Origin of the sequence: Pseudoclavibacter sp. 13-3, assembly GCF_021168475.1 — a bacterium.
In the GTDB taxonomy this organism is placed as follows: domain Bacteria; phylum Actinomycetota; class Actinomycetes; order Actinomycetales; family Microbacteriaceae; genus Pseudoclavibacter_A.
This window is the reverse complement of the sequence record NZ_JAJOZT010000001.1, coordinates 540,587-555,042: the sequence shown is the minus strand read 5'-3', so window position 1 is coordinate 555,042 and position 14,456 is coordinate 540,587. Positions and strand designations below refer to the sequence as shown.

The following is a 14,456-nucleotide window of genomic DNA, read 5'->3' as shown; positions in this document are numbered from 1 at the left end:
ACCCGACATCGAGCGGTGCTCAGGCATCGTCCCCGAGACCGTCGGAACTGCAGAGGGGAGGGGTAGTCTGTGCGCATCGCATGCACCTTTGACACCGGTCGACAATGCACCGATATCGTCATCACGACTGATACGGCGACGCTCATCGGTGAAATCGCCGACCGTCTGCGTCATCACCTGCCGCCGACGCATCCCTTGTGCAGCCTAGCTCTGCGCACCGATGTGTCGCTCGCATCTGCACCGCCCGCGTCTGCACAGATGTCACACGTGCGGGCGACGCTCTGCGTCAGAATTTCCGGCCAGCCCACCCCGGTGATTCTCGACAGGCATCGCACACTGGGCGAGTCGGCACTGCAGCCCGGCTGCATCGTCTCAGTCGTCGACGATGCAGCGCCCAACAGCGATGCACGTCGCCAGTATCCACTGGCGGGGCACCTCGTCGAGCTCACACCATCGGCGCAGACCGGCGCGCCGCTGCGCCGCCGTCAGGTCGACACCGAAAACGCACCACGTGTCTACGGGCTGGTCGCGGGTGAGAATCTGATCGGTCGTGACCCCGCCACGAGGGTTCACCTGGCCACGCGCGACGTGTCGCGCCGCCATGCGCAGATCACCATCGCCGAAGACGGCACCGCTGCGGTGCACGATCTCGGCAGCGCCAACGGCGTCGAGGTGAACGACCAGACCGTCACAGACGCACCTCTGCGCAACGGTGACCGGCTGAGGCTCGGCACCAGACTGTTTCGTTACGACGCACTGGTACCGGGGCTCGCACAGCTGCAGAGTGAATCTGCGCTCACCCCACGAGTTGCGGTGATACCGGCCCCCGAGATCGTGCCCCGATTCGAACCGAGAGACCTCCACCTGCCGACTCAACCGCATCGACCTCGTCCGTCGCGCATGCCCGTGCTCGCCGCCTTGGCACCGCTGCTCGGTGGCATCGCGATGTTCGCGCTCACGAAGTCACCGTACAGTCTGATTCTTGTCGTGCTCTCTCCGCTGACACTGGCTGCGACCTGGCTCGACAGTCGCTTCGTCTCGGGGTGTGAGTATCGGCGGGAGCTCGCCGCATACCGGCAGTCGGTGCGCAAAATCGCAGACGAACTCGCCGACCAGCAGCAGCGTGAGCGAGCGGTGCGTCAACAGGCGAATCCGGGTTCGGGTGCGGCTCTGTGGAACCGACGGCCCGAACACCAGACCTTTCTCGAACTTCGCTTCGGGGCGGGCACTGATCTGAGCCTCACCGCGATTCCGACGGCTGAACGAGGAGAGCTGCCCGATGACGTCTGGGCGCAGATCGTCGATCTGCATGACCGCTTCGAGACGATCAGCGACGTGCCCGTGCTCGAGAAGCTGTCGAGCGCCGGCGCTATCGGCGTGACGGGCTCTGCTGGTGTCGCAGAAGAGGCCCTGCGTGCCCTGATCGTTCAGGTCGCCACGTCGCATTCGCCTGCGGACGCCGTGGTGGCGGCCTTCTGCGAGCCGCGTCAGCTGCCGGGCTGGAGCTGGCTCAAGTGGCTGCCGCACACCGCCTCGCCGCATTCGCCGATCTCGGGAGACCATCTGGCCAGCACCGCCGACGGTGCTCAGCAGCTCACGACGCGACTTGAAGAGGTGCTCGGCGAACGCAGCAGGTCGCCGACGCACGGCCAGGCCCGCTCACACCTGCCTGCGGGGGAGCGCCCGATTCGACATCATCACGAAGCTGCCGCGCCGTCTGAGCATTCGCCTGTCGTGATCGCCGTCGTGATCGGCAACCCCGGCGTCGACCCCGCCAGGCTTGTGCACATCGCCGAGGCGGGGCCCGATGCCGACATGCATGTGCTCTGGCTGGGCGAATCGGCGCAGGCTCTGCCAGCGGCATGCCGCACCTGGCTGCACATCGAAGATGACCTCACCGCTGCGCTGCACCGCGTGCGCTCGGCCAGCAGCATCCCCGTCACCAGACTCGACAGACTCGACGCGCGCCGGGCCGGCCAGATCGCTCGTGCACTTGCACCGCGGGTCGACAGCGGTGCGCTCGTCGTCGACGAGACCGACCTGCCTGCTCGCGTGCGGCTCAGCGAGATCGGCGACACCGACCTTTCAGAGCCGCTGGCGATCGAAAGGCGTTGGAAGGCCAACGACTCGCTCATGTCTGAGTGGGGCACTGACGGCACTCGGGTGCAGGCTCTGAACGCCGACTCCGGGCTGAACGCATATCTCGGCGTCGGCACGAATGGCACATTCGTCCTGAACCTGCGCGAACAGGGGCCGCACGCGTTGATTGGTGGCACGACTGGAAGTGGCAAAAGCGAATTCCTGCAGACGTGGATCATGGCGATGGCCGCCGAATACGCACCTGATCGTCTGACGTTTCTGCTCGTCGACTACAAGGGCGGGGCGGCATTCGCCGAGTGCGTCGGTCTGCCGCACACCGTCGGGCTGGTCACCGACCTCGACCCGCATCTCGTGCAGCGCACCCTGATATCGCTGCGTGCAGAGCTCACCCGACGCGAGCACCTGTTCAACGCCGTCGGAGCCAAAGACCTGCTCGGCATGGAGCGTCTGCGCGACCCGCGCACCCCGCCCACGCTCGTCATCGTGGTCGACGAGTTCGCCGCGCTCGTGGCCGATGTGCCCGAGTTCGTCACCGGCATCGTCGACATCGCGGCCCGCGGACGCTCGCTCGGGGTGCACCTGATTCTCGCGACGCAGCGCCCGTCGGGCGTCGTCAACGACAATCTTCGAGCCAATGCGAACCTGCGGGTCGCTCTGCGGATGGCAGACGAGCAGGACAGCACCGATGTGCTGGGCATACCTGACGCCGCGCACTTCTCGGCGAGCACCCCAGGTCGAGCCGCAGTGCGCGTCGGGCCCGGGCTCGTGCAGCACTTCCAGACGGCGTATCTGGGCGCACCGATGATCCTCGGCCGCGAAGCCGCACAGATCACGATCGCAGAGCTGCCCTTTCAGACGGCTCGACAGTGGCTGCAGCCCGCGACGCGCGATCGCACCGGTGCGCAGGCGCAGCGTGAGATCGAGGCCATGCGCGACGCGATGCTCGCCGCCGCCGAGGGGCTGCGGCTCGATGCACCGCGTCGCCCGTGGCTCGACGCGCTGCCCAGTCGGCTCGCGCTGCCACTGTCTGAGTCGTCTGAAATGAGTGAGTCGTCTGGGCTTTCTGGGCGACCTGGGTCGTCTGCAAGCGCTCAGACAGCCCAGCGGCCGCAGAGCGCCGATGAGATCGTGTTGGGGGTGGCAGACGACCCGCAGCATCAGCGGCAGCAGATCTATGCGTGGTCGCCTGCGGCAGACGGGCACCTTCGCGTGATCGGCAGCGCCGGCTCGGGCCGCACCCAGGTGCTGCGCACCCTCGCCTGGCAGCTGAGCGATCAGCCGAGCCGCACCGCGGCCACACACATCTATGTCATCGATGCCGCTGGAGCCGGGCTCGAACAGCTTGACACGCTGCCGACGGTCGGCGCGGTCATCGCCGCAGACGATCGTGAACGCATCCAACGCCTGCTGCGTCAGCTCGACGCCACTGCCACCGAGCGCCTCGCGCTGCTGCGACGAGCCAAGGCCTCAGCCGTCGACGAACTGCCGACGGCGACAGCCGACGGCCTGCCCCGGGTCTACGTGCTGATCGACGACCTGGCGGCAATGCAGGAACAGTACGAGTTCGCGCGAGGCTTCGACGTGATCGGCTCGCTCGCCGCGCTGTTCGCGACCGGGCGCGACGTGGGCATCCACTTCGCATTCACCACGAGCCGGCCGGGCGGACTGCCTGCAACGATCGCGTCGAGCCTGGGGCAGACTCTTGTGCTGCGGGTGACGGACGCTGCTGTCGGCGGCCTGCTCGACGTCGACACCGGCGTGCTCGATGATGCGCCTCCCGGTCGCGGCATCGTCATCGGCGGCATGTGCGGCGGTCTCGAAGCGCAGATCGGGGTGCCCCATGGCGCCGTCACTGTGACTGAACAGGCCGCGGTGCTCGCCGAAGCGGCCGCGCGTCTGGCCGACATCGGGGCGGAGCCGACACCGAGCATCCGTCGTCTGCCCGAGACGGTCGCACTCGATTCGCTGCCGGCCTTGGACGTCGATCATGCGCCGGTCTTCGCCGTGGCCGACGACACCCTCGCGCCAGTCGGACTGCCGGCGCACGAGCCGTTTCTGGTGCAGGGGCGCTCGAACGACGAGAACTCCGCGGTGCTCGGTGTGCTCACGCGAGCACTCGCGACATCGCGGCCTGCAGCACAGAGCATCCTCATCACGCCGAAGACGTCACCCCTCGACGCGGCGATCTCGTGGTCACGCGTCGCGAACGACGAAGCCCAGGTGATCAACGCGATCGACGAGATACTCGGGGCAGTCGAGGCGCCGGCAGCACGACCGAGCCTGGCGCAATTCGACACTGCCGGCTGGCTCGCCGACGACGACTGGCTGTCGGCCGCTCCCAGCCACTCCGGCGTGCAGTCGAAGCAGCCGGTGCAGACTTCAGAGCCCACTCGGCCAGCGCTCGACGGCGATCAGCTGCTGATCGTGATCGACCACACCGCCGATTTCGTGGGCACCCCTGCCGAGTCTCGTCTCGCCGCGCTCGTCGCACACTGCCGACGTGAGGGCATCACCTGCCTGGTCGATGTCGACCCTGCGACGCTGCCCGCAGCCTGGGAGCTGCACGGTGCCGTGCGAACGATCAGATGCGGTCTGCTGCTGCGCCCCGAGAACGATGACAGCGACCGCTATCTCAGGGCGAACGTGCCCGCCGACGACACGTCTCGGTGGCCGGCAGGGCGCGGCTATCTCGTTGCCGGCGGGCAGACCCGCCTGGTGCAGGTGGCGAAATAGAGCGGGCGTGCGAGACGTCGCGCGGATGCCATGGTGCGGTCGCCGGGAGCGCACCCGGTAGCCTGTATGCAGCGAGGAAGACCGCCGACCGACCAGACTGACGGCAGGCGGTGACAGAGAAAGCGAGCCGTTCGACGTGTATGTGAAGAGGCTGACCCTGAAAGGGTTCAAGTCGTTCGCGCACGCGACCACGTTCGAGTTCGAGCCCGGGGTCACTGCCGTCGTCGGCCCGAACGGGTCGGGCAAGTCGAACGTGGTGGATGCGCTTGCCTGGGTGATGGGCGAGCAGGGAGTCAAGACGCTGCGCGGCGGCAAGATGGAAGATGTCATCTTCGCCGGTACCGCGAAGAAGGGGCCGCTCGGCCGCGCCCAGGTCGAACTCACCATCGACAACACCGACGGTGCGCTGCCGATCGAATACACCGAGGTCACGATCTCGCGAACGCTGTTTCGCAACGGCGGCAGCGAGTACGCGGTCAACGGGCAGTCATGCCGACTGCTCGACGTGCAGGAGCTGCTGAGCGATTCGGGTCTGGGACGTGAGATGCACGTCATCGTCAGCCAGGGGCAGCTCGATCAGGTGCTGCGCGCGTCGCCGGAAGAGCGCCGCGGCTTCATCGAAGAGGCGGCCGGCATTCTCAAACACCGTCGTCGCAAAGAGCGCACAGTGCGCAAGCTCGATGCCATGGAGGCCAACCTGCAGCGGGTGAGTGACCTCACCGCCGAGCTGCGACGCCAGCTGAAGCCCCTCGGTCGCCAGGCCGAGATCGCACGTTCGGCACAGCAGATCCAGGCCGAGGTGCGTGACGCGACCTCTCGGCTGCTCGCCGCCGAGATCGTTGAGCTCGACACCGACCTGGGCACTCTCGCGGCCCAGCGACAGGCTCTTGAGAGTGAGCAGAGCACGCTGCGCGAGGCCATCGAGGCGAGCCGCGGCCGCCAGGTCGAACTTGAGGCGACCACAGTCTCAGACGATCTGGAGCGCTCGCGCAGGGTCGTGCACCGACTGGAGTCGGCGGCAGAACGCTTTCGCTCGCTGCGGTCGATCGCCGAGCAGCGGGTCGCGCTGCTCTCAGTGCGGCAGCAAACCTTCGACCTCGATGTCGCGGCCAGATTCGATCAGGCCGACAGCGCGAGGAGTGCCGCACGAGAGCTCGCCGACCGTGCGGCCGAGTTGGCGACTGCTCTCGACGAGCAGCGGGCGGCCACCCGCGGGGCCGTCGACGCGCTGCAGGCCGTCGACGCGCAGATCGCCGAGCAGGCCTCTCTGCTCAGCCGGCACGAACTGCGCCGCTCGGCGCTCGCGAACGCCGTCGAGATCGCCGCCGGCAAGGTCGAGGCTGCCGAACGGCAGGTGGAGTCGCAGACGGCCGCTGTGCAACAGGCAGCCGAACGCCGCGATCAGCGGGCGCAGGAGCTCGCCGAAGCCACAGCCGCCGAGCAGACGAAAGAGCCGACGCACGAAGGCGCAGAGACTCCGGGCAGCGCGACCACAGACCTCGACGCCGCCTACCGCGCCGCGACTGACCGGCTCGAAGCCGCCGAACGAACGTTGACCGGGGCACGCGATCTGCAGGCGAAGGCGACCGCTGAGGCAGACTCGCAGCAGGCTCGTGCCGCGGCCCTCGGCATGGCTCTCGAATCGCGCGACGGCTCAGCGCAGATCATCCATGCCGAGACCAACGGCGTGCGCGGCCGCGTCGCCGACGCGCTGCAGGTGCAGGCGGGCTTCGAGGCAGCCGTCGCCGCGGCGCTCGGCGCGCTGACCGATGCGCTGCTGGTCGACTCCAGCGCAGCCGGCGCAGCCGTTCTGCGCGACGCCCGTGCGGGTGATCTGGGGCAGGTGACCGGCGTCGTCGCCGAGCCCGTGGCGCCCCAGCCCGCGGGCGCGCTGAGCGACCGCCCGACGCTGCCGCCCGGGGCGACATGGGCGCCCGATGTGGCTCAGGGGCCGTCTGGAGTGCTCGCTCGACTCGCCCACACGGTGATCATTCGAGCAGCAGCGGGCGCTGACAGCACTGCAGCGGTGATCGACCCGGTCGCCGTGCTCGACGCCCTGCCCGACGGCGACTGGCAGGTCGTCACGCCCGAGGGCGACGTGATCGGTTGCGCTCTGGTGCGCGGCGGCGGCGATGCCGGACAGTCGCGACTGCAGCTGCTTGCTCAGCGCGATGAGGCGCTCCACGCCGCCGACGAGGCTCGAGCCTCGGTGGCGTCGGCGAGCGCACGCATCGACCTCGCCCGCGACGAGCGTGATGCCCGGCGCGTCGAACGCGATCGCGCTCTCGCCGCGCTGCGTGCGGCGGATGCCCGCGCAGCTGAGACCGCCAAACGGCTCGGTTCGCTGCGTGCCCAGGTCGACAGCGCCGAGGCGGAGCTCGCACGTCTCACGACGCAGGCGGAACACGCGCGAACGCGACTCGACGAAGCGACCGGCGCAAGCGAGCAGGCGCACGCAGCGTTGGCATCCTTCGACGCCGAGCCGCAGCCGCTGAACGAACCCGTCGACCGCCAGCCCGCCCTCGATGCGCTCGAGACGGCCCGAGCGCACGAGATGGAGGTGCGCATCTCGGTCGAGACCGCCCGCGAACGGGCGAAGGCCGAGCAGCGCCGGGCAGAGACGCTGCAACGCGATGCCGAACAGTCGAAGGCACAGGCCGAGGCGCAGGCGCGGGAGCAGGCGATCCGCAGCATCCAGCTGGAGCGCGCCGAACACGTGCAGGCGCTGCTGCCCGACATCACGGCGCACCTCGGCACGTCGCTGCAGCAGGCGCGACTCGCCGTCGCCGAGCACGAGGTGGCCCGAAACCAGCAGCACGGGCAGCTGCGCGACCTGCGCGAGCGCATCACCGAGCAGCAGCATCAGCTCGAACTGCTCGCCGAGCGCTCGCACGGCATCGAACTGCGCGAGCACGAGCAGCGGGTGCGCCGCGACTCGGCCGCCGAACGCGTGCGCACCGAGCTGAACATCGACGTCGACGTGCTGATCGCCGAGAGCGGGCCGCACCTGCCGATTCCGGTGACGGGCGAGTGGGCCGACGCCGACGAGACGGTCGAGACCGTGCCCTACGACCATGAGCAGCAGAGGCTGCGGCTGGTGAAGGCCCAGCGTGCGCTGAGCCGGCTGGGGCGGGTGAATCCGCTCGCGCTCGAAGAGTTCGCCGCGCTCGAAGAGCGGTACAACTACATGAACGACCAGCTCGTCGATCTGCGCAAGACGCGAGCTGATCTGATCGCCATCAGCGACGAGCTCGACGAGAAGATGCAGACGATCTTCGTCGAGGCCTTCGACGACACGCAGCGTGCCTTCGACGAGATCTTCCCGGTGCTCTTTCCCGGTGGGCGCGGGTCGCTCACGCTGACCGACCCGGAGCATCCGCTGACCACCGGCATCGCGGTGCACATCAGACCCGCCGGCAAGAAGATCGACCGGCTCTCGCTGCTCTCCGGCGGCGAGCGCTCGCTCGCGGCGGTCGCCCTGCTCGTCGCGATCTTCATCGCACGACCGAGCCCGTTCTACATCATGGACGAGGTCGAGGCGGCACTCGACGACGCGAACCTGGGGCGTCTGCTCTCGGTGTTCGAGCGGCTGCGGCGTGACTCCCAGCTCATCGTCATCACCCATCAGAAGCGCACGATGGAGATCGCCGACGCGCTGTATGGTGTGTCGATGCGGCAGGATGGGGTGTCGGCCGTGGTGGGGCAGCGCATGGAGCGCGACGAGCACGATGCCGAAGAGCACGACAGGAGCGGGAAATGAGCAAATGGTCACTGCGCGGCAGTCTGCGCAACCTCTTTCAGGGCACGCGGCCCATCGACGAGAGCAGCTGGGAAGGTCTCGAAGACAGCCTCATTCTCGGCGACTTCGGCGCTGAGGCCTCTGAGTCGATCGTCGAGGCGGTGCGGTCGAACGTCGAGCGGCTGGCCATCGCCGATGAACGCGAGCTGCGCAACGTGCTGCGCGACGAGCTGGCCGAGCGGCTGAGCGCGAACGATCCGACGTTGCGGCTGACCCGCCCGCAGGATGCTGCAACCGGTCGCCTGCTGCCTGCGGTCGTGCTGGTGGTCGGGGTCAACGGCGTCGGCAAGACGACGACGATCGGCAAGCTCGCGCGCTTCATCACCCGGGCCGACAGGCGCGTGGTGATCGGTGCGGCCGATACGTTCCGCGCGGCGGCCGTCGAGCAGGTGGCCACCTGGGGGCAGCGGGCCGGTGCCGAGGTGGTGCGACCGCAGCAGCAGGGGCAGGATCCCGCCTCGGTCGCATACCAGGCCGTGCAGCACGGCATCGACGTCGACGCGGATGTGGTCATCATCGATACGGCCGGCCGGCTGCAGACCAAGGCCGGGCTCATGGACGAGCTGACCAAGATTCGCCGTGTGGTCGAGAAGCTCGCGCCGATCGCCGAGGTGCTGCTGGTGCTCGACGCCACCACCGGGCAGAACGGGCTGAGCCAGGCGCAGGCCTTCATCGACCATGCCGGGGTCACCGGCATCGTGCTCTCGAAGATCGACGGCTCGGCCAAGGGCGGCTTCGTCGTGGGCGTGCAGCAGGCCACCGGAATCTCGGTCAAGCTGATCGGCTTCGGCGAGGGCATCGACGACATCGCCGCCTTCAACGCGAACACCTTCGCCGCCGAGCTGGTGGGGTAGCACCCGTCACCGCCCGGTCAGGGCAGCTGGAACCGGCCGCCATGCTCGCTCTCGACAGCGAGACCGTCGGCGACCAGCGAGGCGAGCGCGCGTTCGGCCTGCGGGCGATCCGGAGCATCCTGCAGCAGATCATCGACCGTCACCGGCTCGCGGGCTGCGCGCAGCACGGCCATGATGCGGCCCCGAGCCTGCCGGTCGCTGCCCTCGAACCGTGCCTGCGTGCGACGCTTCGGCACTGCAGACGGCGGTGACCCGGCGGCGACCCAGGCACACCGTGAACGAATCGAGCAGGTCTCGCAGCTCGGTGCACGGGCGGTGCAGACGAGCGCTCCGAACTCCATGAAGGCGTAGGTGGCCAGGCGAGCACGTTCGGCGTCCGCCGGCAGCTGCGCCGACATCGCGGGCAGATCGTGCACCGGTGTCGGCGCGCCCGGTTCGGCCTCGCCGTCGGCAGCTCGGGCGAGCACACGCCGAATGTTCGTGTCGACGACAGGATGCCGCTGATGAAACGCGAAGACCAGCACAGCGCGGGCGGTGTAGTCACCGACGCCCTTCAACGACAGCAGCGTGTCGAGGTCGTCGGGCACAATACCGGCGTGATCGGCGCAGATCTGACGCGCGGCGGCGTGCAGCCAGCCCGCCCGACGCGGGTAGCCGAGCCGATCCCAGGCGCGAATGGCATCGCCGGCGCTCGCAGCCGCAAGATCGCAGGGCGTCGGCCACGCCAGCATCCACTCGTGCCAGCGCGGCAGCACACGGTCGACCTGCGTCTGCTGCAGCATGAACTCGCTGACCAGCACGCCCCACGGCGTCGCGTCGTCGGCGCGCCAGGGCAGATCGCGGCGTTCGTCGAGATACCAGGCGATGAGGTCGTCGGCGAAGAGAGGGGTGCGGGGTGGCATCGACACCACTGTAGCGTTCGCCGGATGCGTCGGTCGCTGCGGGGCAGAGGCCGTGACCTTCGCCGTCCTTCTCGGCCGGCGGGCGAACGGAGAGTAGCATGGAGCGCCGTGAAGAACACCGACCAGACCGAATCATCATCTGACGCACCTCTGCAGGGTTCCGACACCCCGGCATCCGCACCACGGCCGAAGCGCGATCGCAACGCGATTCTCGCGGTGACGGTGTTCCCGGCGATCGTGATCATCGCCGCGGTGCTGGGCTTCTTTCTGCCGGCGACGTTCACGCCGATCACGCCGATCGTGCCGTACCTGCTGGGGCTCATCATGTTCCTGATGGGCATCACCCTCACCGGTGCCGATTTCAAGCGCATCGCCAGACGGCCGCTGGTCGTGCTGCTCGGTCTGGTCGCGCACTATGTGATCATGCCGCTCGCCGGGCTGCTCGTGGTGTGGGCGCTGCAGCTGCCCGCCGAGCTGGCCGTCGGCGTGATTCTGGTCGGCTGCGCGCCGAGCGGCACGGCCTCGAACGTGATGACGTATCTGGCCAAGGGCGACGTGGCGTTCTCAGTGTCGGTGGCGACGGTCTCGACACTCATCGCGCCGCTGCTGATGCCGCTGCTGACGCTGGCGCTCGCAGGGCAGTACATGTCGATTCCAGTCGAGGCGATGTTCCTCGACATCTTGAAGACGGTGCTGCTGCCGGTCATCGCCGGCGTCATCGTGCGCAGCCTGTTCGGGCGCATCATCGACTACATCAAGCCGGTGCTGCCCTGGCTGTCGGCGATCGCGATCGCGACGATCGTCACCGCGGTGATGGGCAAGAGCGCGGCTGCCTTCGCTCAGGCGGGGCTGCTGATCATTCTCGCGGTCGTGCTGCACAACGGCATCGGGCTGCTGCTCGGCTACCTCGCCGGTCGCGCCGTGCACCTCGATCACGCGGCGCGTCGTGCGCTCGCATTCGAGGTTGGCATGCAGAACTCGGGGCTCGCGGCCTCGCTGGCCACGGTGCACTTCAACCCGGCGGCCGCGCTGGCACCGGCGGTGTTCTCGGTCTGGCACAACATCAGTGGTGCGATCGTCGCGGCGTGGCTGGCGCGCAAGCCGATTCCCGCAGATCACTGAGGTTCCGTTCACAGAGTCGTCATTCCATGCCGATACGCTGGTGCTACACGTCGCAGCAGCTGACGACAGCCGCCGTTCACAGGGGAGCCGCATGGAGACACTGACCGACCCGACCGCTCTGGAGCAGATGCCGCGACGCATCGGCATCCTCACGTCTGGCGGCGACTGCCCTGGGCTCAACGCGGTGATCCGTGGTGCAGTGCTCAAGGGCACCGAAGTCTACGGCCAGGAGTTCGTCGGCTTTCTCGACGGCTGGCGCGGCATGATCGAGGGCGACTGCATCACGCTCGATCGCGCCCGGGTGCGCGGCCTCGCCAAAGAGGGCGGCACCATTCTCGGCACCTCGCGCATCGGGCCGTATCGAACCGAGGCGGGCCAGCCCGAGAACATTCTGCGCACCCTCGCCGAGCAGGGTGTGGATGCGGTGATCGCGATCGGCGGAGACGGCACGATGCGAGCGGCGAGTCTGCTGCGCAACGACGGCATCCCGATCGTCGGGGTGCCGAAGACCATCGACAACGATTTGGACGGCACCGACTACAGCTTCGGATTCGACACGGCGGTGTCGATCGCCACTGAGGCGATCGACCGACTGCGCACGACGGGCAATGCGCACAAACGGTGCATGGTGCTCGAGGTGATGGGCCGCCACGCCGGGTGGATCGCCTTGCACGCGGGCACGGCCGGCGGCGCGCATGCGATCCTGATTCCTGAGCAGACCGAGAGCCTCGACCAGGTGTGCGAGTGGGTGATCTCGGTGCGCGATCGCGGCCGTTCGCCGATGGTCGTCGTCGCCGAGGGGTTCACCCTGCCGGATATGGATGGGGCGTTCTCAGACAAGGGCCTCGACGGGTTCGGACGCGCTCGACTCGGCGGCATCGGAGAGATGCTCGCTCCGCTGATCGAGGAGCACACGGGCATCGAGAGTCGCGCGACGGTGCTCGGTCACATTCAGCGCGGGGGAGTGCCCACGGCGTTCGACCGAGTGCTGGCCACGAGACTCGGCCTCGAAGTCGTGGAGCTGGTCGCGCGTCGCCAATGGGGGCGCATGGTGGCTCTGCGCGGCACCGACATCATCAGCGTGCCCTTCGACGAGCTGGCCGAGACGAAGCAGGTGCCGGTCGGGCGCTACCACGAGCTGCGTGCGATCTTCGGGTGAGCCTCTGAGACGGCGGTCTCGCGTCTGCGCGTCGAATCTGCGTATCCGGGGTCGAACGTTCGAGCGTTGAGAGACGACTCCGCACAACGCGCCCGCGTCGGCTAGAATCGACCCGATATGGCTACTTTCTCGAATCTCTCTGAACGGCTGGTCCAGACCTTCGCGCACCTGCGCACCAAGGGCAAGCTGTCTCCTGCCGACGTCGACGCCACCGTGCGCGAGATCCGCCGCGCCCTGCTCGACGCCGACGTCGCGCTGAGTGTGGTCAAGGGCTTCACCTCCACCGTGCGCGAACGCGCGCTCTCAGACGAGGTCAACCAGGCGCTGAACCCGGCGCAGCAGGTCGTGAAGATCGTCGACGAAGAGCTCACCAACATCCTCGGCGGGCAGACCCGCCGACTGCAGCTCGCGAAGCAGCCGCCCACGGTCATCATGCTGGCCGGCCTGCAGGGTGCCGGCAAGACCACCTTCGCCGGCAAGCTGGCGAAGTTCCTGGCCAAAGACGGCCACACACCGATTCTCGTCGCCGCCGACCTGCAGCGCCCCAACGCCGTCGGCCAGCTGCAGGTGGTCGGCGAGCAGGCCGGAGTGCCGGTCTACGCGCCTGAGCCCGGCAACGGCATCGGCAACCCGGTCGAGGTGGCCAAGCACTCGATCTCGTACGCTCGCGACAAGCAGTACGACGTGGTCATCGTCGACACCGCCGGTCGAACCGGCGTCGACGCAGAGATGATGAAGCAGGCGAGTGACATCCGTCGGGCGATCAACCCCGACGAGGTGCTCTTCGTGATCGATGCGATGATCGGTCAGGATGCCGTCGCCACGGCGCAGGCCTTCAACGAGGGCGTCGACTTCACCGGTGTCGTGCTCTCGAAGCTCGACGGCGACACCCGCGGCGGCGCCGCGCTCTCAGTGGTGAGCGTCACGGGCAAGCCGATCCTCTTCGCCTCGACCGGCGAGCGTCTCGACGATCTCGAGATCTTCCACCCCGACCGCCAGGCCAAACGCATCCTCGACATGGGCGACGTGCTCACCCTGATCGAAGAGGCGCAGCGCACCTTCGACGAGGAGGAGGCGCGCAGAGTCGCCGAGAAGATCGCGAAGGACGCCTTCACCCTCGACGACTTTCTGCAGCAGATGCAGCAGATCAAGAAGATGGGCTCGATGAAGAAGCTGCTCGGCATGATGCCGGGAGCGGCTGGCATGCGTCAGCAGCTCGAGCAGTTCGACGAGTCGCAGCTGACCCGCACCGAGGCGATCATCCAGTCGATGACCAAGGCCGAGCGACAGAACCCCAAGCTGCTCAACGGTTCACGCCGGCTGCGCATCGCCAACGGTTCGGGCACCACCGTCAGCGAGGTGAACAGCCTCGTGCAGCGCTTCGAGCAGGCGGCCAAGATGATGAAGTCGGTTGCCCGCGGCGGCGTACCGAATCTTCCGGGCATGGGAGCCATGGGGCACGGCGGGCAGAAGCGCAAGAACGTCAAGGGCAAGGGCAAGAAGGGCAAGGCCAAGAGCGGCAACCCGGCGAAGCGGGCCCAGCAGGAGGCCGAGCTTCGCGACCAGCAGACCAAGGCGACCGAGCGCTCGCTCTCGCAGGCGGCATCCGCATTCGGGGCCGGCGCTGCGGGATCGGCTTTCGGCGCGGCCGGCGGGCCGGCCGGTGGCGAGGGCACGGGAGAGGCTGCAGGGGCTCCGCCGCGCATCGACCCGAACGAGGTGCCCGGCCTCGGCGGCCTGTTCAAACGCTGATCGCACGCGCGGTCACCACCGCGCAGCGGCTCTGC

Annotated in this window: 7 protein-coding genes; 6 read left to right on the top strand and 1 reads right to left on the bottom strand. The window is 68.3% G+C overall.

Features of this window, described 5'->3' with window-relative positions; all coding sequences use genetic code 11:
• The first annotated feature begins 258 nt into the window (after nt 1–258).
• The 3 genes from LRX77_RS02430 to ftsY all read left to right on the top strand — a co-directional run bounded on the left by LRX77_RS02430 (nt 259) and on the right by ftsY (nt 9,486).
• The gene (locus LRX77_RS02430) at nt 259–4,833 is read left to right on the top strand and encodes an FtsK/SpoIIIE domain-containing protein (RefSeq protein WP_231831252.1); all 4,575 of its coding nucleotides are present in this window, start codon (nt 259–261) and stop codon (nt 4,831–4,833) included.
• A gap of 136 nt (nt 4,834–4,969) precedes the next feature.
• Nucleotides 4,970–8,593, top strand: a complete 3,624-nt coding sequence (gene smc / locus LRX77_RS02425; RefSeq protein ID WP_231831251.1) for a chromosome segregation protein SMC — start codon at nt 4,970–4,972, stop codon at nt 8,591–8,593.
• Entirely contained in the window at nt 8,590–9,486 is an 897-nt protein-coding gene (ftsY, locus tag LRX77_RS02420; RefSeq protein WP_231831250.1) for a signal recognition particle-docking protein FtsY, read from the top strand. The genes smc and ftsY overlap by 4 nt, the downstream gene beginning before the upstream one ends.
• A gap of 17 nt (nt 9,487–9,503) precedes the next feature.
• Here ftsY and LRX77_RS02415 read toward each other — a convergent pair whose 3' ends face one another.
• A complete protein-coding gene (locus LRX77_RS02415; protein ID WP_231831249.1) occupies nt 9,504–10,388 on the bottom strand; it encodes an A/G-specific adenine glycosylase in 885 nt (294 codons plus the stop codon).
• 108 nt (nt 10,389–10,496) lie between these two features.
• On the opposite strand from LRX77_RS02415, the gene LRX77_RS02410 reads away from it, so the two are divergent.
• The 3 genes from LRX77_RS02410 to ffh all read left to right on the top strand — a co-directional run bounded on the left by LRX77_RS02410 (nt 10,497) and on the right by ffh (nt 14,421).
• A complete protein-coding gene (locus tag LRX77_RS02410) occupies nt 10,497–11,510 on the top strand; it encodes a bile acid:sodium symporter family protein (RefSeq protein WP_442961580.1) in 1,014 nt (337 codons plus the stop codon).
• Nucleotides 11,511–11,601: 91 nt separating this feature from the next.
• On the top strand, nt 11,602–12,669 hold the full coding sequence (locus tag LRX77_RS02405) for a 6-phosphofructokinase (RefSeq protein ID WP_231831248.1): 1,068 nt from the start codon (nt 11,602–11,604) through the stop codon (nt 12,667–12,669).
• Between the two features lie 117 nt (nt 12,670–12,786).
• Complete coding sequence (gene ffh, locus LRX77_RS02400; protein ID WP_231831247.1) at nt 12,787–14,421, top strand: signal recognition particle protein; 1,635 nt, start codon at nt 12,787–12,789, stop codon at nt 14,419–14,421.
• Nucleotides 14,422–14,456 lie beyond the last annotated feature (35 nt).

Bases quoted from the DNA above. Each gene is read 5' to 3' on its own strand.
- ffh (WP_231831247.1), top strand. From the start codon at position 12,787: ATGGCTACTTTCTCGAATCTCTCTGAACGGCTGGTCCAGACCTTCGCG.
- LRX77_RS02405 (WP_231831248.1), top strand. From the start codon at position 11,602: ATGGAGACACTGACCGACCCGACCGCTCTGGAGCAGATGCCGCGACGC.
- LRX77_RS02430 (WP_231831252.1), top strand. From the start codon at position 259: ATGTCACACGTGCGGGCGACGCTCTGCGTCAGAATTTCCGGCCAGCCC.
- LRX77_RS02415 (WP_231831249.1), bottom strand. From the start codon at position 10,388: ATGCCACCCCGCACCCCTCTCTTCGCCGACGACCTCATCGCCTGGTAT.
- ftsY (WP_231831250.1), top strand. From the start codon at position 8,590: ATGAGCAAATGGTCACTGCGCGGCAGTCTGCGCAACCTCTTTCAGGGC.